The organism is Aeoliella straminimaris, from assembly GCF_024054565.1.
Classification (GTDB): domain Bacteria; phylum Planctomycetota; class Planctomycetia; order Pirellulales; family Lacipirellulaceae; genus Aeoliella; species Aeoliella straminimaris.
This window is the reverse complement of sequence record NZ_JAMXLR010000038.1, coordinates 104,225-125,431: the sequence shown is the minus strand read 5'-3', so window position 1 is coordinate 125,431 and position 21,207 is coordinate 104,225. Positions and strand designations below refer to the sequence as shown.

Annotated in this window: 14 protein-coding genes; 2 read left to right on the top strand and 12 right to left on the bottom strand. The window is 55.6% G+C overall.

What is annotated here, in order from left to right; genetic code table 11:
- Positions 1-7 precede the first annotated feature (7 nt).
- The 6 genes from NG895_RS12535 to NG895_RS12510 are packed head-to-tail and all read right to left on the bottom strand — an operon-like array spanning position 8 to position 8,305.
- Positions 8-580 carry an acyltransferase gene (locus NG895_RS12535; protein ID WP_252852852.1) on the bottom strand — a complete coding sequence of 191 codons (573 nt, stop codon included), beginning with the start codon at positions 578-580 and terminating at the stop codon, positions 8-10.
- Positions 580-1,125, bottom strand: a complete 546-nt coding sequence (locus NG895_RS12530; protein WP_252852851.1) for an acyltransferase — start codon at positions 1,123-1,125, stop codon at positions 580-582. Before NG895_RS12530 ends, NG895_RS12535 begins: the two co-directional genes overlap by 1 nt.
- A gap of 41 nt (positions 1,126-1,166) precedes the next feature.
- Positions 1,167-2,111: a sulfotransferase family protein gene (locus NG895_RS12525; protein ID WP_252852850.1), complete on the bottom strand. Its 945-nt coding sequence runs from the start codon at positions 2,109-2,111 to the stop codon at positions 1,167-1,169.
- 25 nt (positions 2,112-2,136) lie between these two features.
- Positions 2,137-3,927, bottom strand: coding sequence for an ABC transporter ATP-binding protein (locus tag NG895_RS12520; RefSeq protein ID WP_252852849.1), 1,791 nt, complete (start codon positions 3,925-3,927; stop codon positions 2,137-2,139).
- Complete coding sequence (locus NG895_RS12515) at positions 3,924-5,690, bottom strand: ABC transporter ATP-binding protein (protein WP_252852848.1); 1,767 nt, start codon at positions 5,688-5,690, stop codon at positions 3,924-3,926. The genes NG895_RS12520 and NG895_RS12515 overlap by 4 nt, the downstream gene beginning before the upstream one ends.
- The gene (locus tag NG895_RS12510) at positions 5,687-8,305 is read right to left on the bottom strand and encodes a glycosyltransferase (protein WP_252852847.1); all 2,619 of its coding nucleotides are present in this window, start codon (positions 8,303-8,305) and stop codon (positions 5,687-5,689) included. The genes NG895_RS12515 and NG895_RS12510 overlap by 4 nt, the downstream gene beginning before the upstream one ends.
- Positions 8,306-9,031: 726 nt before the next feature.
- Between NG895_RS12510 and NG895_RS12505 the strand changes: the two genes are divergently transcribed.
- Together NG895_RS12505 and NG895_RS12500 are read left to right on the top strand one after the other, a co-directional pair.
- The gene (locus tag NG895_RS12505; protein WP_252852846.1) at positions 9,032-9,958 is read left to right on the top strand and encodes a DUF1559 domain-containing protein; all 927 of its coding nucleotides are present in this window, start codon (positions 9,032-9,034) and stop codon (positions 9,956-9,958) included.
- A 119-nt stretch (positions 9,959-10,077) separates the two neighbouring features.
- Entirely contained in the window at positions 10,078-11,112 is a 1,035-nt protein-coding gene (locus NG895_RS12500; RefSeq protein WP_252852845.1) for a hypothetical protein, read from the top strand.
- Positions 11,113-11,278: 166 nt separating this feature from the next.
- Here the strand turns inward: NG895_RS12500 and NG895_RS12495 are convergent, their stop codons facing one another.
- The 6 genes from NG895_RS12495 to NG895_RS12470 all read right to left on the bottom strand — a co-directional run bounded on the left by NG895_RS12495 (position 11,279) and on the right by NG895_RS12470 (position 21,062).
- Complete coding sequence (locus tag NG895_RS12495; RefSeq protein WP_252852844.1) at positions 11,279-11,689, bottom strand: hypothetical protein; 411 nt, start codon at positions 11,687-11,689, stop codon at positions 11,279-11,281.
- 53 nt (positions 11,690-11,742) lie between these two features.
- A complete protein-coding gene (locus tag NG895_RS12490) occupies positions 11,743-12,816 on the bottom strand; it encodes a DUF1559 domain-containing protein (RefSeq protein WP_252852843.1) in 1,074 nt (357 codons plus the stop codon).
- A gap of 380 nt (positions 12,817-13,196) precedes the next feature.
- Positions 13,197-15,725, bottom strand: coding sequence for a PQQ-dependent sugar dehydrogenase (locus tag NG895_RS12485; protein WP_252852842.1), 2,529 nt, complete (start codon positions 15,723-15,725; stop codon positions 13,197-13,199).
- A gap of 186 nt (positions 15,726-15,911) precedes the next feature.
- Positions 15,912-16,994, bottom strand: coding sequence for a dockerin type I domain-containing protein (locus NG895_RS12480; RefSeq protein WP_252852841.1), 1,083 nt, complete (start codon positions 16,992-16,994; stop codon positions 15,912-15,914).
- Positions 16,995-17,088: 94 nt separating this feature from the next.
- Positions 17,089-17,952, bottom strand: coding sequence for a hypothetical protein (locus tag NG895_RS12475; RefSeq protein WP_252852840.1), 864 nt, complete (start codon positions 17,950-17,952; stop codon positions 17,089-17,091).
- An 86-nt stretch (positions 17,953-18,038) separates the two neighbouring features.
- Positions 18,039-21,062, bottom strand: coding sequence for a hypothetical protein (locus NG895_RS12470; RefSeq protein WP_252852839.1), 3,024 nt, complete (start codon positions 21,060-21,062; stop codon positions 18,039-18,041).
- Between the last annotated feature and the right edge of the window lie 145 nt (positions 21,063-21,207).

The following is a 21,207-nucleotide window of genomic DNA, read 5'->3' as shown; positions in this document are numbered from 1 at the left end:
TTGCTGGTTAGAGTTGGCGGACAACCCGAGCGGGATTCCCGACGGCGACGCTATAGGGAGGAATGTTGTCGTAGACGACCGACCGCGCGCCTATCACCGATCCTTCGCCAATCGAGACGCCCGGTAACACAATGCAGTCGAACCCCACCCAGACATTGTCGGCCACCGTTATCCGTTCGGCAGCTACCTGGTCAGTCGGCCAGCGAAAATCGTTCTCAATTGCCAGCGATATGAGTTGGCGCCGGGCATTTCGGTCGTAAGGAGCACGCCTGGTGTCCATGAGTATCACATTCCACGCAAGTAAACAGTGCGAGCCGATGGTGATCTGCGAGTCGCACACAATACGTACTCCATTGAGCATGGAGTACGACCCGACTTCGATCTGCGCATGGGGACCTGCATCGAACACAGTCTGGCGATATACGCCGACGCCAGGGCCGAGGGTAAGTCCGATGGTTCTTGTGCTTTCGAAGCAATGGAAGCTGTACGTGCTCTCTACGTAGGCGTCTGAGTCGATGCTGGTGTTGGAAGGGATCACCCCATCGAACCAGTCGCCCTCGATAAGCTGGGGATTCGACATCATTGGAACTCAGAAAGGGGGGTGCAACGACCTGGGTTGCCCGAAACTCGGCTACCGGCGGGAACGTCCTGAGTGACCATCGTGCCTGGTTCGATGAAGGATCCGCTACCGATGCTTGTGCCTTTGAGGATGGTGGCTTGTGGCCCAATCCATACGTCGTCTCCAATGGTTACCGGAGCCGAGTCAATCGCCGGCCTTGAAATACCACCTGCAAGCGGCGAACAGGCTATAGCGTCTGTTTTTCTCAAGTCAGGATCGAGAGGGTGAAAATCGGTATCCATGACGGCCACGTTCCATCCCATGACCACGCGACTGCCGATGGAAATTCTCTCCTCGCATAGGAACATGGGACTGCTTAGCAGGCATTCGTCGCCAACTTGCATCTGGGCTTTGGCACCCAGAGCAAAATGCGCATTGGCTATCATGCAGTTGCTCCCGATGGTTAGTGCGGGGGAATGCTCACTGAAGAAGCGGTTAAAGCAATTCTGACCTTGAATGCGCGTGCCTTCGCCCACCAGTACGTTCTGTGGAAGTTGCTTGGACATGAGTAGCTTGGTCGTAGTGATTAGCTGTGCCTGAAGATGTGCTACTTGGCCCGATAGATGTGGCATCCATCATCAGCATGCAGCAGTTGGAAATCCGTCGCCATGTACTCACTCCAGGCCGGGTAGTGTTCGTACCACCAGAAATTGGTGTAAAAGACAAAAAGGAACTGGCCACCGTTGCGTTTGAGTTCCTCTGTGTGCTGCAGGCACTGCGCTTGATCGACAGGAAAGCCATCGTAAACACCGGCCCTGTTGACCAATGGCATGCAGCGTCTCAATTCGTGGAGAGCTGTGCCGTGCAGTACTTCATCGTCCAAAACTACGAGAAGTTCGCCACGAGGAACGTGTTGCTCAACGGCATCGTAGCAAGCTTCCAGTCGACCTCGGTAGGCAACCTGCTTCGCCTTTTCCGAGCGGCTGTTTGCATGGGGAAAGGGTTCGTCGGGAATCGGCATATCAAGGAACTCACAGAGCTGTTTCCAGCCGTCGCCTTTTGTAATATCCAGCGTAAGTAGTCTCCCTGGCTTGTCCGAAAAGTACTGACGGACCTCCTCGCTGTGGCGTTCATATGCATACTTGAGCCGCTCGGGCACATAGCAGCGAACGCCATAGTTAGCGCAGCGAATAAAGTAGGCAAACTTCGCTGACTGGCGATGGTGCTTGCCCCATCGATCGGTGGTTTCCCACTGAGATCTCAGCGATTCAAGCCATCTATCGCGATTCTCTCGTTCTGTCAGAATAAACAGGCTGTCCGGATACGTCTTGTCCAATTGGGCAAAGCAGTAGGCAGCGGGCGTGTCCGTCATGCCATCGCTGTCTCGCAGGACATCTAGTTCGTAGTCGCCCGTTTCCAGTTGTTCCTGCGTGCGGGCATCGTTGGGGTAGTCGACGATTCGAATACTCAGCTTTCGGAGCGCAGCAGCGAGGCTAGTGGTGCCAGTCTTGCTGAGACCTATGCCGAACACTTTGTTCCAGGTTTTGGTCATCGTGCTTCTCCATTGATGGGGCGAGCTATCGTTTGCCTGTTAGTATCGGTGAGGGAGGGCTTGGCTTATGGAAGAGGTCAAGGTCGTCCAACGGACCATCGACCGGCACTAGCTGTCCTTCATTCAAAAATAGTATTTGATCGGCGTGCCGAATGGTTGAAAGTCGGTGAGCGATCATGAAACAAGTGCGACCTTCTCGAAGGTGCGTCAAGACGTCGACAAATGCCTTCTCGTTCAAGGCATCGAGAGCCGAGGTCGGCTCATCGAGAATCAATATAGGCGAATCCTTCAGAAAGGTTCGCGCCAGGGCAATTCGCTGTCGTTCCCCCCCTGAAAGTGATGCACCGCGTTCTCCCAGTACCGTGTCGTACCCCTGTGGCAATCGATTAATAAACCCATCGGCACCGGCGGCAGTGGCAGCTTTGCAAATGCTCTGAATTGATGCGCCCGGGTGACCATAAGAAATGTTGTCGGCGACACTAGTCGGTAGCAAAAATGGATCCTGCAACAGTATCGATATTTGGCGGCGCAGTACTTCCAGCGGTATTTCCTTCAAGTCGATGCCATCCAGGGTAATCCGTCCCTTGGTCGGGTCGAAGAATCTCAGCAGCAGCGACATCAGAGTGCTCTTGCCCGCGCCTGAAGGTCCGATGACAGCGACAAGTTCTCCCGGTTCTGCCCTAAAGGTGACATCGTCGAGTACGCGTCGACTGTCGTTATAAGCAAAAGACACCCCATTGCACTCCACGACACCTTCCCAGTGCTTGTCGGCGAGGTGAGCATTGTGCTTCCCTGTGTCGACGACAACCATGTCTTTGCGATCAAGCATCTGAAACACTCTCTCGGCACTGGCGTGAACACTGGCGATCGATGCTGTTAAGGTTGCCAGGGTGTCGACGGGAGAATAGAGCATTTCTACATAACTGATGAAGACGATCAGGTCGCCAATGGAAATGTCATTGGCAAGCACTCGATAGCCACCGACCGCAACCACGGCGGCCCTGCCAAATGCACCACAACCACCTGAAAAGGTGCGAAATTTCAACTCTGCAAAGAGACAGGCAAAATACGCCCGGAGGGTGTTTTCAGACGCATCCTTTAGTCGCGTGACGCAATGCGATTCTTGCCCGTAGGCCTGCAGCATTGGCTTGGCCGTTAGCGAGCGTTCGGCTTCTGTGGTCATCTCGGCCTCAAGCTCATATTGCCGCAGTTGATTCTCCTGCATTGGGCGGTAGTACCGACGCTGAAACCAGGCTGTCAGTGGCAGTATAGATAGGGTCACCAGGCCCAGAATCGGGTCCATCATCAACATCACTCCAGCCATGACTACCAAGGTGATGATGGCTGCTTGAGCGGGAAGCATAATATCAATCAACAGTGTACGAGCACAGTTGCTGTCACGAGTGACCCGACGAACTAGATCACCAGTGGGGTGCTTCCCATAGTGAGCGAGTGAAATGTTCTGCAGGTGCTCGAGAACTCGAGCACCCAGACCGCATGTTATTTTTATGCCAAGTCCCGATTGGACATAGGCGAGCAGCGTATTCGTGCACCATATTGCTACAAAAATCAGCAACATCGCCAATGCCAAGTAGCTAGCGAGAGCCGTTGGGCTTAAAGACTCGAGAGATGGTGCAGCCCAATGCGTTAGCGTCGAAGAGGAGGGCTCCGATGCATGATCGATCAGTAGCTTTACCGGCCACGGCTTCAATGCATTAAAGGCGGCCGCAACAAGCATCAATAGCGCAATCGCAACCATTGATCGCCAATAGGGCAATCCAAGCGCGAGCAGACGTAACCACCAGGGGCGACTCAAGTGCAGGCCTCCTGCTCGGTGAGACATTGAGCCTTGTTGAGAGTGGCAAAGTGTCCGGCCTCTGAACGCAGCGCTTCGGGGGTGCCTTGTTCAACAATACGCCCATCTTCAAATACGAAGATGCGGTCCACTCCTTCGAGGGTTGTCAGGCGATGAGAAATGATGATGGTTGTCTTACCTGCTGTAAGTTGCTCGAGGTTTGACAGTAATGCGCGTTCGGCTCCCACATCGAGCGCCGATGTGGGCTCGTCTAGGATTATGATGGGGGCGTCTCGCAGAAATGCTCGCGCGATGGCCACTCGCTGTTGCTGGCCGACTGACAGGGTTGATCCCCGTTCACCAAGTACGGTTTCATACCCATCGGGTAACGCGGAGATGAAGTCGTGGGCACCGGCCAGAGTTGCCGCCTTCTCGATATCGACTTGGGTGGCACCAGGACGTCCAATTGCGATGTTTTGAGAAACCGAGATGGGTAGCAGAAAGGCATCCTGCAGCAGTATGGATACCTGCTTTCGCGATTCGCTCAGCGAAACCTTGCGAAGATCAACTCCATTGATGGTAATACGGCCTTCGTTGGGTTCGGCAAGACTGGCAATGAGGTAAGCCAGTGTGCTCTTGCCTGCGCCAGATTGACCCACGATGCCAATTCGTTCACCTGGGGCAACTCGGAAACTGATCTCGGAGACCGCAGGCACGTCGGGAAGATAGTGGTAGGTCACTCGCTCCAATTGGATACTAGCGCCTGTTTCAGCGCGAGGAATGTGGTCCACCGTCCCGGCGTCTCGACTTGGTCCTGCGTCGTCCATCACCTCTTGCAGACGCTCAACGCTGGCTTCAATCTTTCGCAGCTTGGCGTACGTGTTCAGCAATTTTCCAGCGGACTTCTGCATGGTTCGCACGTAAGCCATGAACAGTACCAGGGTGCCAACCGTAGTGCTGCCCTGCAGTACGCCGATACCACCGACTAGTAGTATGAGGGCCCGGCCCGTCTCGGAGAGAGCTCCATTTACCAATCCGAACGACTTGTTGGTGAGCACTGCTTTCTGGGCTGTAGCGACGACTTCGTCCGCCAACGCATGGTAGCGTTTCTGGTGATGCGACTGCGCCCAATTAGCCTGCACCAATGGCAGGGAAGTGAGAGTTTGGTGTACAAAACTGGTCAGTTCGGCGCGAGTCTCGCGTCCGCGTTTGGCTCGGTTCTTCAGTCGAGGGCCAAACCACCACACGGACGCTGCAATGGCGGGTGCCGCTACTAGCGACAACAGGGTGAGTTGCACATCGACTTGCGACGCCACGATGACGATACCGACGAAAGTAATCGTTTGCTGAAGGGGGGAGATTAACGCATCGGTGGCGACTGTATACACGCACCAAGTGTCGTTGAACATGCGTTCCAGCAGATCGCCCACGTTGCGGCTCCGTTTGCCGATGGGAACACGCAGCGCTCGATCGTAAACATCGACCATCAGTCCATAGACCATGCGCTGACCTGATGCCATCCACTGCCAACTGAGAAGCAGGTCGAAAAGGGCGCCGAGGGCGTACAGCAATAGCACACTTGTTGCGGACAGCATTACAAGAGTCCAGCGACTCATGCCCCAAAGCCCTGGGGAATCGCCCAGTGCGTAATCGATCAGTAATTTGATCGGCCAAGGACCAGCAATCGATACCAGTGACAGCAGCACCGTCGTGGCGGCGATACCGATCAGTCGCTTACGTTGCTGGAAGAAATAGGGTAGCAGTATAGCGAACCTTTGAATCATGAGACCACTACCTTGCCTGCCGGACTCCTTTCATGGCTTGATGCTTCCAGTCGCACCCAAGACTCAACAACGGGCTCCAGGTCTGCTTTGGAAGCTTTTGTGTCAAAGTCGTCATCTGCGCTGAGCCCGCTAACGTCCCCAGCCGCAGTGACCAGGGAGGCGACGGCACTGAGGCACATCCGCCGACTGCGTTGGGTAGCCAACCAGTAGGTGGCGGCGGCAACCAGCCCCGCGCCCATTGCCCAGTATTGCATGGAAATGGCTGCGCAAATTAGCCAGATGGCGATGGCGACAGCAATGACCTGACTCAACTGGGTTTTTCTAAGGTCGCACCGGGCTCGCGTGAAGCGACGAGGCCAGCCAAGTTCCTCCGTGGCGGTACGCACAGTGATGTGGTGCCACAAGTCTCCCAAGAGTTTGACATCCCAGTCCGCCCAAGCGTTTTCAAAGTCTCCCTTCCATCCGCCGCGTTTGGCAAGATTGACCAACGCGTGCAGCATCTCGGTTCGGCCGCGACCGGAGCGATTGTCCCAATGAGCATAGCAACTGGACTTTTCGACCTTGCATAAGGTTCGTTCGTTTTCGACCTGCGGGGCCCGGAAACTGACTGGATGCCTGGGCACCTTACGGATCTTCAGCAAGTGAGTCGTTCGATGCCAGCCGCGCAATATGGGTTGCACCCAATAGAGATAGGCAACCAGCGGCCGGCACCACCATGGCGCACTCTTTCCAAGTGGCGCGCTAATGGCGGAACGTACACAAAGAACGACTGTGGCAAGTTCCATGGCTATCGCCACCAACGCCAATGGCGGAAACAGCAGTGCGAGCAATAGTACATAGAGGGCGACGAGGTGCCATGCCAGGGACATGGCGATGGACCACGGAGCATAGCGATTGTGGCGATAGACGAGTTGAAATAAGCCATTGCCAAACTGGCCGTGATAGATCAAGTCCGAGGCCAAAGGCAAACCAACCGCACCATCCCCATAGATGATGCCCTTCCATATTGCCTGCCCTAGCAGATCGCAACGCTGCGGATGTTTGAAGATTACCAGTGCTTCGCTTCTGCCATAACCGCTCTGCTGCTTGCCATAGGCCTTCACGGTTGAGCGCCGCTTGTGCCACACCATGGCACCGGAGGCGTAGCCAATCTGCATCCCCGAATCCAGGAAACGCCAACAAATATCCACGTCGTCACCCGCCTGGCGAAACTGCGGATCGAAGCCTCCCATGTTGAGCAGAGCAGCGCGTTGGAAAGCCATGTTGCAGCCGGGGACGTGCTCGGCGAGTTGGTCATTGAGCATCACATGGCTCGGATTGCCCGGACTTGCGGCTACGCACTTGGCAACCCAACCATCTGAAGGTGGCGTGATATTCGGTCCGCCAATGGCCTGGACATTTTGTGCTCGCATGGCAGTCATCAGCTTCCGCAGCCAATCAGAGGTAACCACGCAATCGGAGTCGGTGTAGGCGACAACGTCCTTGGTGGCGATTTCGGCACCCACATTGCGAGCAACGCTCAAGCCCTTATTCGCTTGGTAGTAGTAGTTGATCTGTGGAAACTGCTCCGCGATGGCACGACTGTTATCAGTTGACCCATCGTCGACCAGAATCACTTCGTAATCTGGGTATTCGAGCGCCATGAGCGAATGCAGGCACTCCTCGAGTGTGGTTCCTCCATTGTAGGAACAAACGACTACCGACACGCCTGGTAGCTCGGGATCGATTTCTTCTTGCCCCGACCACTTTTGCCGCAACACATGAGCGGCCGGTTTCTCCGAGCGATCGGCTCGGGTCACACCAAACTGCCAGTCGTCAATCAATTTCCCACCGGTGAACCACTCGTCCGTGTAAGCGAATACGAAGGCCCCTGAAACGCCATGGTTGTCACACTGACGGACCATCGCTTCGAGACGTTCGGCCTGCTGCTGCTCCCCACCTCGCAAGCAGTCGCTACCATACTCACCAAGTAGCAGAGGACGATTGCCTGCAATATGCTGGAGTCGATCAATGTACGCGCCAAGCTTGGCCTCATCATCGAGGTACACGTTGAGGGTGACGAAGTCACATTCACTTACTTGAAAGAACTCGGTGGTCGGATAGCTAACGTAAGTTGTCAGGCAGTCTGGCGCCTCTTGTTTAACAGTATCCAGTAATTGAGTGACAAACTGTGCGACCTTATGTCGGGACTGAAATCGAATGATGTCCGCTGGAATTTCGTTGCCGACACTGATGGCAAATAGCCCAGGGTGATTGCCGAGGTCACGCGCCAGGTTCCCGGCCACCTCCAATGCGTTGCGGCGGCCTTCCCAGTCCTCGAAAAAACATCGATGCTTCTCCCACGGCACGTCTACGAATACGCGTATACCGTATCGAAGTGCTTCATCAAGCAACTCGCGACTAGGGGGATGGTATACACGGATGCAGTTGCCATTTAGTGACGCAATATGCTGCAAGTCCCGCCGCAGATCGTTCAGTTCGGGAAGGAACTGTCCGTCCGAACGCGGCGGAAAGGGGCCATAGCTGAAACCTTGAACCGCCCAACGTTGGTCGTCCAAAGTGAAGTATTTCCCCGCGCATCGAATACGCTGATCCGTTCCCAGTAGTGTAGACATGGTCATCCGACGTATGAATCTGGCGCCCCTGGCCTAAGACGAGCACCTCAGTATGCTTCGCGAGTTATGTAGGTTCAACATACACAATGTGTCCGCTTTCGCGGGTGTTACTTCGCGCATTCGTAACAGTTAAAGGCGCAAGCAAGCGTACTGCGAAGAACCGCAAAACCTGATGTTGCGGTCAAGCGTAGGTGCTGTGAGTTGGTCAAGCGAACAAAGTGGAGAGAGTGGGGCTACGATGCGACTCACCGCGAAGTGTTGCGTGGTGTATCAACACTTCCAAGTGCTTTCGCCGGTTGCCGTGGTACCCACAGCTATCCTTCTTGGCTTAATACTTGCAGCAATCGAAATGCCAAAGCCACGAGTCATGCATCGCTTACTGGTTTGATGTTGATCCAATCGAAGAGTGGCGAGCGCAGCGACGGACTCGCTAAACCAAGGTTTGTTGCTTATTGCCAACGGACTTTGAAGGGATGCGGGGTTCGCCAGCAAAGAAGAATCTTCGTGGCTCGTTGGTTGCCGAAGGTGTTGTTAGCCGCAGGACCCTCTGCAACCAATTGACGCACCGACTTGCTGACATCTTGAGCAAACTTGTTTGATTTGTTGGCTGTGAGTTGTTACATGTTGATAAGTACCGTCGAGGTTCTGCCTGATTGTTCATTCAACAGTCGGTGCGTCGCCCAGCAGACCAGTACTTGCCCGCACCACCCCCACCACAGAAGTACGATGTCGAAAAAATGTCTGGCCTTTACGTTGGTCGAGTTGTTGGTCGTCATTGCCATCATTGGCATTCTGGTAGCCTTGTTGCTGCCAGCCATCCAAGCTGCGCGCGAGTCGGCGCGACGCACAACCTGCACCAACAATATGAAGCAGATCGGAATCGCTGTACTCAACTACGAGGACAGCAACAACCACCTTCCCCCCGGTGCCGTTTGGAGGTCCGACAATGGAGTACGCCGTGGTTCGGTGTTCGTCTATCTGCTGCCGTACCTGGAGCAAGGGGTTCTCTACGATGCTATCAATTTGAAGTCAATGAACATTGACAATCAAAAATTCGCAGGCACATCGGAACTAATAGCTGGCTCAGAGATCGACACACTGTTGTGCCCGAGTGATAGCCCACCGACCGAAGACGCGCGTCCTGGTAGAGCAAAACACAACTACGCGGCCTCACGAGGCCCCACAGAGGTGTACTTCAACTCGGAATGTATGTGCAATCACCCTTGGCAAGACAACGCCATCGCGCCTATTGATCATCCTCGCAACTTCGCGGGCCCATTTACGCGGATTGGTAAGACGGCCCGCTTGGCCCAGGTGGTTGATGGTACGTCAAATACGATTTTCTTCGGCGAAGTTCGGCCGGCATGCTCGCAGCATGCTGAGAATGGTTGGTTGGCGACGAACAATGGAAGTGGCTACTGTACCACTCTGATCCCGATCAACTACGACACCTGTGATCCCAATGCCGATGATCCATGTCATCGCCCGTGCAATTGGAATGCCGAAGTTGGATTCAAGTCGCTGCACCCGGGGGGAAGTAACTTCCTGCTGGGCGATGGAAGCGTGCATTTCGTCACCGAAGACATCGACTACAATTCTTATCAAGCTGCCGGTGGCAAGGACGAAGGGGCCATCATTCAGGATCCCATTTAGTTCGGCATCTGCACTTCTCTTGAATTCACACCCTGTGATAAATGTCCGAAATTCGAAATCTGCAAATCCTGCTCCTTGTCACGTGTATTGGTAGCATAGAATCACAGTCGAGGGCAGAAGTGATTGCCTCCGACCATGCTGTTGATGTGGCCTATGCTTACAATCCTGATGGATCCTGGCTGGGGCTCAATCCAACAGCGGGCGAAAACCCGCCCGGCGACGATAATGGAGGCACTGGCTTCGGGCCCTGGGATTTCGCCGGCGGATACCACCTGCCTGCCGTGTCTCCATACGGGCGGCTGAATCACTTTATCGATGGGCTCGACTTTGGCCCAAGTGCCTTCAATGATTTGGGTTCGCCAGCGTTTGGGCTTACCAACGGGCAGGCAACAGGGTACTTGACCGCAAGTGCTACACGATCCTTTGCCAATCCGATGCTGGTGGGTGACACCTTCTCCTTCGACTTCGATAGTCCCGCCAAGCTCGACGCCCGCGACAATACGCAATATCCATTTGTCATCTTTACCCTCCGCGATGCCGAAGGCGCCGCGACGTTGACCGCCCAAGCTGGTGCGAGTCCACAGGGGGCGCTTTACAGTTGGGAGATATTGGACGCCAACGGCAAAGCAACGACTGGAATTTCTCCTACCGATACCAGCGACGGGGCCAGCTTTGCGTTTGCTCTGACCTCGAGTGGCGTGGGAAGCGTAGTGCTAGATGGCCAGGCGTTCGGTGTCGACCTCAAAGCGGGTGTTCCGGCATCCGTTCAGTTTACGCTCACGGGCAATACCAGTGGGGATGGAATTGTCAGCCCGACTGGCGAGCGAGAGTTGTTCTTCACTAACCTGGCCATCGAGTCATCGACATCTGCTCCACCTGGGGACTTCAACGGTGACGGGCTGGTGGATATCGCGGACTACACCACGTGGCGAAACAACTTGGGGGGACCAGATGACGCACTGGCCGCGGGGAGTGCGGATTCCGGTTCGGAGGTGGTAGATATTGGTGACTACGAACTATGGACGAACAATTTCGGCGGAGTCGCTGCGGCGACCGCTGAAAGCGGCTTGCACGCCGTGCCTGAACCCGCCACCTGGGATGTTTTCTCGTGTGGCGTGGTGGCTATTGTCTTGGGAGCCAAGGGTCGGCGATGAAGCCGGGGTGATAGACCTGCATAGAATGAGCAAGTCCGAATGCGGCGCGCTGCCCCGGGTGACTCTGCTTATACGATCCACGCACTGACTTGCTTGTGGTTGCCAGCAGAGTGATATTCTGAACTCTCGCTCTCGAACGACCCGCCCGTTTGATCGGTAGTGAGTGCTATGTTTCAAGGTTGAAGTCGGCGTCCGAAGTTCCGCTAGCTGGAACTTCGTACTCCAAGGCTCCATCCCGATACTTTGCAGGCACCTTTTCGCGAGGGATCGGCGTCAGCTCGTCGATCTGTCCCCTGGGAACGGCAGTACTGATCGACACCCGGTACTTGCCTGGTGGCACACCCGGTGAATCGGCACCGGCCTCGCTGAGTTCGTAAACACCTTGTTCGTTTGCGAATCCTGCAAAGGCGCGCATGCCACCATCGTCGATCGGGTAGAAGATGACCTGTGCGTCTGCCAACGGAACTCCGTCCAGAGTGACATGCCCAGCGACGGGTGCCAGCGTCTCTCCGCTGTTACACCCGACAAAAGTGATCACGGCGATCACACTAAACGCAAGAAACGAAACTGCCCGCATAGTGCTCTGAACCTCTTCCGTCAGCGGCAAAACGTCATGGAGTAATAGGGCTATCAGCGACGGCCACCCGTGCTAACCTGGTCCGCAATATTCTCTCCATCCTGGCCCGCGATGCTGCCCATGCAGGAGAAGACATGCAAGTCCATATCGAACGAAATGTAGTCGACAGAGCCATCACACATCGCGCCATTCATGCCGCCCGGGTGGAACGCATACCATCCGGACATACAAGCACGTCGTGACCGGCCGGAGAGTGGAGTGAACTGCGACTGCCCATTGTTGTCTTCGGGCAGGGCGGTGCAGGCTTCATAGTCGCCAAGCAGGGTTCGCGGTTGAGCGGTGGGTTGGGAGAGCAAGCAGTTTCCCCAGGTATAAGCCCAGTAGGGACGACGGGGTTGATAGCGGTTGGCGCCCTCGGCAACCAACAGCGTGTGAGTCAAGCCATCGCTGATGCTTTTGAACTTCTCAGGACGCAGCGAGACACTATTATCCATGGCCACGGCGTGCAGCGGGCCACGCCATCCCCAAATGCATCCCGTGCCTTTACCGCGGGACTTCTCGGGCAAGTCTTCGAGCAAGTACCAGGTGACAAATCCATCACCACGCCCTGCATTTCCTTTGTAGGACGAGGTCATGAAGAGAATTGAATTTCCAGGACCGCTGGATGGATTCGCGAGGACCATCGGCAAATCGGAAGGGCAGGTATACATGGGCACCTGGGTTTCGCGGAACGCTTTGGCCCCAGGATCGGTTCGATGGGTGACCGCAATGTCCGGATCATACAAATCGGCCAAAGCTGCGTCCTCGGAGAACGGCATGATTTCACGAGTCCAGCCGTTGTGGTAGTTGAGCGAGCCGATACCCGCGCTACCACTCATGACAGCGCCTGCTGGCAAAGCTCCAATTGTGTCATGATGGTTGTGCAGTGCCAGCGCCATCTGCTTTAGATTGTTCATGCACTGGCTGCGTCGGGCCGCCTCGCGAGCGGCCTGAACTGCCGGTAGCAGCAGCGCCACGAGTATCCCAATGATGGCGATGACCACGAGGAGTTCGACAAGTGTGAATCCGGCTGTTCGTCGTTGTCCCAGGGGGGTAATACCGAGCTGGGGCTTTTTGGCGATGAGCATAGTGAAAGTTTCCCGCTTGAACTGTGGTCAGGAACAGAGCCAAGAAAGGTCGGTTTTAGTTCGCAACGTGTCCGTTGAAAGACGGAGAAATGCGAAGCGTTTCTGGATAAGGCGGTTTGTTGTCGCGTCACATGCCTCGATTGGCTGGCCGGGCGTGGGCGACGAAGTGTTGACAAGTAAGTACATGAAAAGCGGTCACAATTTAGGACCAAGTTAGAACTTATCGTGTTGGCCGACGGTCGTCGAGCCAAATGGGAGCTGTCGTCCAGGCAATGCGGAAATTACCCCTTCGGCTGCGTTGGAAGTCACGCCGGACGCTGCTTCTCTAGGGGAAAAACCACTCCCCTATTGCCCTCTGTGGAATGTCGAAGAGTCCAGTTCTAGGCGACGTTTTCACAATTAGCTGGGGCTGTGCCGAGGCGAAATCGTGCGGCAAGTAATAACAATGAGAGTGACATCGCCGCTAGGGTCGACGGCTCGGGCACTCTTGCCCTTGATGTTGCTGCAGAGTTTGTCGTTTGGCCAAAGTTCGATTTCCAAAGTGCGTAGTCCTCCACCGTGACCTGGCCCGGTGTGGCTCCCCCCTCATTGGGCAACTGAAAGTTCGATCCAAGATGATTCCGCCAGACCGTGTAGTCGGCGATGTTCACCTCGCCATCATTGTTGTAGTCCCCTGAAATTCCAAGTTGCTGGTACAGCACAACTCCCAGCCGGGCGGTCTCCTCGTCGGCGAGAAGAAAGTTGAATTCCAGATCTTGCTCGCCACCAACCAGAAAGAACGTTCCCAGTTCGATCTCGGAGCCGCTGGCGAGAAACAAGTCGGAATCCGGGTTGAGTTCGGAGATCGCCGTCGTCTCTGTCAGCACCTCTCGCCAGCCCGCTTGCGACTGATCCGAGAGGCTATTCCAGTTGCCATCTCCAGGCTGAAGAGAACCTTCAAAGGAATCGACGGAGTATCCGTCAATGGAAACATCAAAAGGAGAGGGATTCGAAAGCCGTGCCAGGCCTGTTGTTGGATCGACCGTGAGGACAAGATTGTTCGTTTCGTCGATGCCAGTGTACTCGATGAGCCCAGTCACCTGCTGCTGGGTGGCAGCTTCGATGTAGGTGAACTGAAGGTCTTCCGGCCCTGTGGTGCCAAAAGATGAGTAGGCGGGCTGGTAGGGAGTACCGATCGATCGCTGTTGGGAATCGGCGAAGGACAGTGCCTCTCCAGAACTCGCCTCATCGAGTTCAGCGGACGTTGCTACCGACTCGTTCCAATCTGGGAGTAATTGGTCGGAGAAGCTGTTCCAGGTCGCGTTGTCCGGCCCCAACGATCCAGAGGCCGACAAGATGGAGTACCCTTGAATGTCGACGGCACTGCCACTGCTGTTGCGCATCGTTGCTGTGCCGGTGGCACGGTCGACAGAGAGTACCAACTGGGATGGTGGACCATCGCCGACAAGTTGTCGAATCCAGCCGTCCTGCTTCGTCATCAAGTACACTTCTCCATCCGAGGTCTGTCCGAATCTGAGATCGTGTCGACCATTCGGCAACGTTCCTGTCCCACGGTCCGCCAGGATCAGGTCCTCCAGCGTGGTAGGTGCGCCATTGCGAGTGAGGAACAACTCATAAATGTCGGCTGTTGTGGCGGGGTCGCCGTCGTCGGCCGTATCCATTTCGGCGACGTCGCTATAGAAGACGCGCCCATTGACAATGTCTCCAAAGACAAACTTGCCGTATAGTTCGGGCAATTGTGTGCCGCGGTAGACAAACCCACCTGCGATGGCGTTGCCCTCGTCATGGTCGTACTGTACAACAGGGTAGGTGTAACCGAATATCGCATCATTGCCGGGCAGTGGTCCCACGTTTCCACCAAGATACTCGAACGTTCCTTCACGCTCGGACCAGCCGTAGTTTTCGCCAGACCGAACGATGTTGATCTCCTCAATGCGCCCTTGACCAATATCAGTTGTATACATGACGCCCGTCTGTTGATCCCACATCAAGCGATGGGCGTTACGAAGACCAGACGCGTAGATCTCGTCTGCCGTGTCTGCGTTGCCGTCCGCAGCATAAGGATTGCTCGTGGGTACGCCGTAATTGCCGTTTGCGCTGTTGTTGCCAGCAGGGTCGATGCGGAGGATCTTGCCGTAGATGGAATCGAGCCGCTGGGCTTGGGGATCGCCACGGGAATAGGCGTCGTAGCCGTAGTCGCCTCCTCCCACGTACAGCAGGCCGTAGTCCTCGTCGCCTGGTTCAGCCACCGGGTTGAAGGCCACATCGCCGTGTGCGTGCAAGAAGCCTGAAGGGGCAGCGATTCTCATCATTTCCGTGTGGCTTCCTGCCCAACTATCGGAGCTCGGGTCGGTGGCTGTCCACTCGGTTAGCACGACATGGTTGGCGCTGCCGCCGTTGATGTTGCCGGCGTTTCCTTGTGCGACGAAGTCTGGCGTGGGCGATCCGCTGAACGTCTCCGAATGCAGGGTATAGAACTTGCCGTTGGCGGCATACTCGGGGTGGGGAGTCACACTGAGCAGCCCGGTGGAAAGGCCGCTTGGACCGTAGCGAAAGCGGGAGAATTCCGATCGGAGGTTCAGGAACGGCTGCGATGTATTGGAATTGGAATCAACCAGGTATAGATCGCCACGCAGGTCGTTGACGAACCATCGCCCCGTGCTGTCAGGCAGTTCGCGCATGAAGTTGATGCGAGCCTTGCTGTCGTTGACTCGATTGTCCTCCGACTGTTCCTCGGCACCCAGGTTGCGAGTATCGGGTAGTTGAATGACATCGGCAATTTCGACAGATATCCCAGGGATAGGGGACGCCGCGATCTGGGCCGTGGCTTTCTGGGAAAGTACCGATCCCAATATCGTGCAATGGATTACGAGACTCAGAACAATATAGAACGTAGGGGCGACTCTCATCGGCTGCTCTCTCTCTCTCCGGTGCCTCTTCGGTGATGCTGTGATCTCTTTGGCTTCTGAGTGCTGGATCGCTGGGCCTTAAGATAGCGGCGCCAATGATTCCAGTTGGCGGGGAAGCGGATTGACCTGTCATGTATCTCACCGCTAGGCCACACACGGCTATACGCGGTAGATGGCGGCCAAAGTCTATCGTTTTTGGGCAGGCCTGCTACGGGCGCGTGCGGCAACGGCAATCCCTGCTCCCAAGAAGGCGATGATCGTCAAGCCACTGGGTTCAGGGATCGTTGAGTCCGAGAGGTTGCCGCTGCCCACATCGGTGCGGTTGCTTTTCCATTGTCTGAAATCAGTAAAATCGACTATTCCGTCGTTGTTTAGATCGCCTTCAGATCGCATGGTAACGTTTTGTTGAAAGTGATCCTCAATGATGTAGTAGTCATCAATGTCAACAATTCCATTCCCGTTTACGTCTCCAGGCACGATGGGATTGTCAGAGAGTTCATTTAGGATGTTGTTCAAAATGGCGCCGCCATTCTCGGAAAGGACAAAGACGTCATCTTCGTCTACATAGTCGTTCATTTGAAAGAACACGCGCCGCTGAGGCGTTACGGAGACGGTGCCTTCATTGTCGGCAAACAGCGTGGTACCGGCGGGGATGTCCAAAATTCCCAGGGCGTTGGCCTCCGCACCGACGGTCATTGTGGCCACAACGGTCGATCCAGCAGGCACTTGCGAAGCGGTGCCGCCCCAGTCGATGTCCATTGGATTGCCGCCATCGAAGGTACTCGGGAAGACGCTTGTCGTGAGACCGTCGACAAACGGATGACTGGGGGCTGGATACGCATTGAAGTCGGTCGGTGCTGCCACGTCGCCATTGACTGCTGTGGTGTCGACCCAGCCCCAGCGGCTCGTGCGGATGAGGTAACTACTCATCAGCAGCATTGGTTTATCGATGGCATTCCAAGCGGCTGCCAATCCGGCGTCGTCGATATAGTTTCCGCTATTAATGCTGCGGCTGACGATCACCAAGTCGGCCGCGTCGAGTTCCATCGCCGAGGGCGTGGTGCCCGCGTACGGTTGCAGGGTATTGCTTATCGTATGTCCCTTGCCTTCGAGAAATGCTTGAAAGGTATCATCGGTGGCCTCGGTGCCGCCCACAACCAAGATGTTTGCTGCAGTGGCCCATTGCGACATCGCAGCCACGACGAGGCCGCCCATCCAGAGCATCCGATAGAATCGACTCTTCGTTGAGTAGTGTACCGGCTCTCTCATCTTTATCCGCTCCAAAATAGTTTCGATACAAAGAAAAGCAGTCATTTCAACGTCAAGCCGATTCCATCGGACACCGCTGCCCTAGTCGCAACTGTTAAGAATGGAGACGACGTCGCAACGTCAGCGAAGTCACCCCAGCTGCCAGAAGCAGGCCGAGCGTACAGCTTGATGGCTCTGGGATTGCCAGCGAGGTGACGATGCGATCGAGGATTATGCCGCCATTCTCGGAAAGGACAAAGACGTCATCTTCGTCCGCATAGTCGTTCATTTGAAAGAACACGCGCCGCTGAGGCGTTACGGAGACGGTGCCTTCATTGTCGGCAAACAGCGTGGTACCGGCGGGGATGTCCAAAATTCCCAGGGCGTTGGCCTCCGCACCGACGGTCATGGTAGCCACAACGGTCGATCCAGCAGGCACTTGCGAAGCGGTGCCGCCCCAGTCGATGTCCATTGGATTGCCACCATCGAAGGTACTCGGGAAGACGCTTGTCGTGAGACCGTCGACAAACGGATGACTGGGGGCTGGATACGCATTGAAGTCGGTCGGTGCTGCCACGTCGCCATTGACTGCTGTGGTGTCGACCCATCCCCAGCGGCTCGTGCGGATGAGGTAACTACTCATCATCAGCATTGGTTTATCGATGGCATTCCAAGCGGCTGCCAATCCGGCGTCGTCGATATAGTTTCCGCTATTAATGCTGCGGCTGACGATCACCAAGTCGGCCGCGTCGAGTTCCATCGCCGAGGGCGTGGTGCCCGCGTACGGTTGCAGGGTATTACTTACCGTATGTCCCTTGCCTTCAAGAAATGCTTGAAAGGTATCATCGGTGGCCTCGGTGCCGCCCACAACCAAGATGTTTGCTGCAGTGGCAATGTGGGCCAACGACAGAAAGCTAAACATGGCAAGCAGCAGTAGCCAATTGCCGTATTTGTCCGATCGAAGCTGTCGGTTGCTCATTTCATTACGCTCCCTGTGGAAAAGTCAAAAGAAGAAAAGTTTGTTGCAGGAAAAATGGGAATCTGAGTCGGACACCATCAGTGCATCTACGTATCAGCTTTGTGAACCCGACGTGCCACCGGACATGAGGCCAACAAACCGAAGGCGGTTAGTAGCAGTAGCGCGGTTGTCGGTTCGGGTATCGTATGCGCAACTGCTGCCACGACGCTGCCTGGCTGCGTTTCACTCCATTGTCGATAGTCATAGAAGTCAACGAACCCGTCGCCGGTAAGATCGCCATCCGATCGCGAAGAAGCACTTTGGCGGAAGTTGTCGCGAATGATGTTGAAGTCGTCGATATCCGCCACTCCATCGCCATCGACGTCCCCCGGAGCGGTGCTAATGGTTTCCAGGACGATATTGTCGTAGGTGCCGTTGTCGTTGAGGGTCCCAAAGCCGAACTGAACGTCTCCTGACAAGGCGGGATTGACGGTTTCGAACATGGCAGTCGTCGAGTTCAACACCATGTGAGTACCATTCAATTTGGTAGCGAACGAGCCCAGGGAGCTATCGGTAGCTGGGTCGACCAGTTGAAAACTCAGGCCTTGCATGACCGAGTCGTAGGTAAGCGTCCCACTGTACCAGGTGTTCTCGACCAACCCACTCGCGAACCCGTCAGTGCCTACCACAGGGGTGCCGCTGTCGGTATTGCCTTGGCGGTCGTCATTGAGCAAGTAGAGCAAGTCGTTGTTGCCTGCGACTTCAGTGATCACGAGAGTGTAGTAGTTGCGATTGTCGAGATCCCCAAAGACAATCGCGGAGTCGTCAGCGGTACCTTCGGCGGGAAAACCAAACTTGATGTCAAAGGAGAGCTCCCAACTCGTCGAGGCGTTCACCGTACTTGGTGCCTGAAACCATCCACCGGTTGGCTGCCCTGGACCAGGAACCCCGTCAATCATGTCGCCAATGTGTCCTGACTGACCTAGATCGCCTCCCGAGCCGTCATGACCGGTGAGAATACTGAACGATGGATCGGCTGTTCCTGGATTGTTGTCGACGAGCACCCAACCAGTCGGCAGCCCCGTTTCCCCTTCAAAATCCTCGTCAATCACAACTGCCGCCTGGGAGAATGGTGCCGAAACGGCGAAGGCCAACAACAAGCCTGCCAGGGCGCTACCTCTGTGCTTTACTGAACTGGCAGAGAAGGGCAGGGCGGACTTCTTAGTTCGACAGACGCAAGCGCCGACCATCGCAAGCAATGCAAGCAACTGCAGTGACAAGGGTTCCGGTACTCCGGAAGTGGATACAGCCGCAGCGCTCGCGGATGCTCCAAAGTTGGACTTCCAGAACGCATAGTCTTCCGCCGTGACCTGACCGGGAGTTACTCCATCCCCTTCGTTTGGCAGAGTAACAGCCGAGCCAAGATTGTTCCTCCAGACCGTGTAGTCGGCGATATCAACTTTGCCATCCTCGTTGTAGTCTCCAGGTAATTCGATGATTTCAGCATAGACGACCGCTCCCTGGCGTGGTGTGTCCTCGCCTTCCATCACGAACTCGAATACCAGATCCTGTGTTCCCATTGAGTCGAAGAGGGTGCCAAACTCATAGGCGTCGAATCCGCCTAGAAGCAAGCTACCGTCGGGATTCAATTCCGAAGCCACCGTCGAAACAGGCGATGCCTCCCTCCATCCCGTGATACCTGCGTCGCTGAGACTATTCCAGTTGCTGTCGTCGACGTTCAAAGAGCCAGAAGTTGAGTAGATGGAGTAGCCATCGATCGCTACATCGAAGGGCGAATCGTTCTTGAACTGCACCTCACCCGTCGATGGATCGACGATAATGGCCAGATTGTTGTTGACCTTGGTTCCTGTATACTCCACCAGGCCTTGAGCGACGTCGCCATCCAGCGTGAACTCAAACTCGATGTCGTCGGGGTCGACGCCAAAGGCGGGGAAGACAGCTTCGTATGGAGTTCCCACGCTGGCTGGCGAGGCGCCAGTTACGTTAAGGGTTGCCGAGTCGCTCAACTCGTTGAGAGCATTGGCTGTAGGAGTGGCTTCCTGCCAGCCAGCTGTGCCTTGGTTCGCTAGACTATTCCATGTGCCAGTGAGTCCGCCTGATGGCGATAGAATGGAGTAACCGTCAATCGCCACCGCCGCTGATCCTTCGTTGGTGATCGTCGCCGCACCAGATTCGCGGTCGATGACCAGCGTTAAGAGTTGATCAACAGCGAGCTTCACCAGGTCGCCGTTGCCACCACTGTCCCGTTTGATGCGATACGCCTGAGCTGGCCCGAGCGCCGGCAAAGCGGACAAGTCGAGGGCGTCGAAGTCTCCGTACGTGAAGCCGGCATCGATGAGAGTCCATTCGTCATTGACCTGTGGGGTAACGCCGTTGAATTCCGGTCGAAGCGTCCCCCCAAGTTGTGCCAGCGCCGGCGTCTTCAGGGCGGAATGATTGGTTTGATGGGTGATTTCTGCGATAAGCGTGTGTTCGCCTGTGAACTGAATGCCATTGGTGGCGTTGAAATTGACGTTGGGCCCCACAACCCGGGTGGTGCGGGCCAGTTCGGCAAAGCCCGTAGATACGGTGGCCGTTAGTCCCGAGCTATCTCCCAGGTTGATACTGCTGGTCGATTCGCCGCCCGACCGAATGCCGACAGAATTCAGGGTGCCGCCTCCCAGTACGGTGAGAGTACCGGTGCCACTTTGCCCCGCGTCGACGAAGCCGTCGGTAGTTGTGATGACGATACCGTCATCGTAGATGCCTGCGTCCACTGTCAGCGTGCCACCGGATACAATTCGCAGCCCTCCAGAAGTGCCTGCAGTTGGCCCTAGTTTCACGCCTCCCGGGTTTCCTTCGTCTGGATCTATATTTGTGTCAGCTGCGCGTGATACGACGGCCGTCGTGTCGTTGTCAATAATCGCCTGCTCGGCAAACTCGGCCAAAGGCTCCACCCCTTCGGTACCTCCGGCTGGTGGAGGCCAGTTGCTGTCTTCCCACCACTGACCGTTGTTGGGGCCTTGCCACGTCACATTAAATTGACCGTGGGCCAGGCGTGGGCCTGCTAATGCTAGTAACGCGAAGGCGATTGCGCACGGAGTCCATGCAATGGCGGAGCACTGCTTCATAGTTTTTTGCCCTATTAGACTGTCGCTTGATCCTGGTGAGACGTAAGTACCAAGACGTCTTGATACAACGGGAGCCTCAACCCGCTAGTGAATCACTAGCCGGTAAAGAATCCGACGCACTCGCAACGCTTTGCAGTCGTGTTTG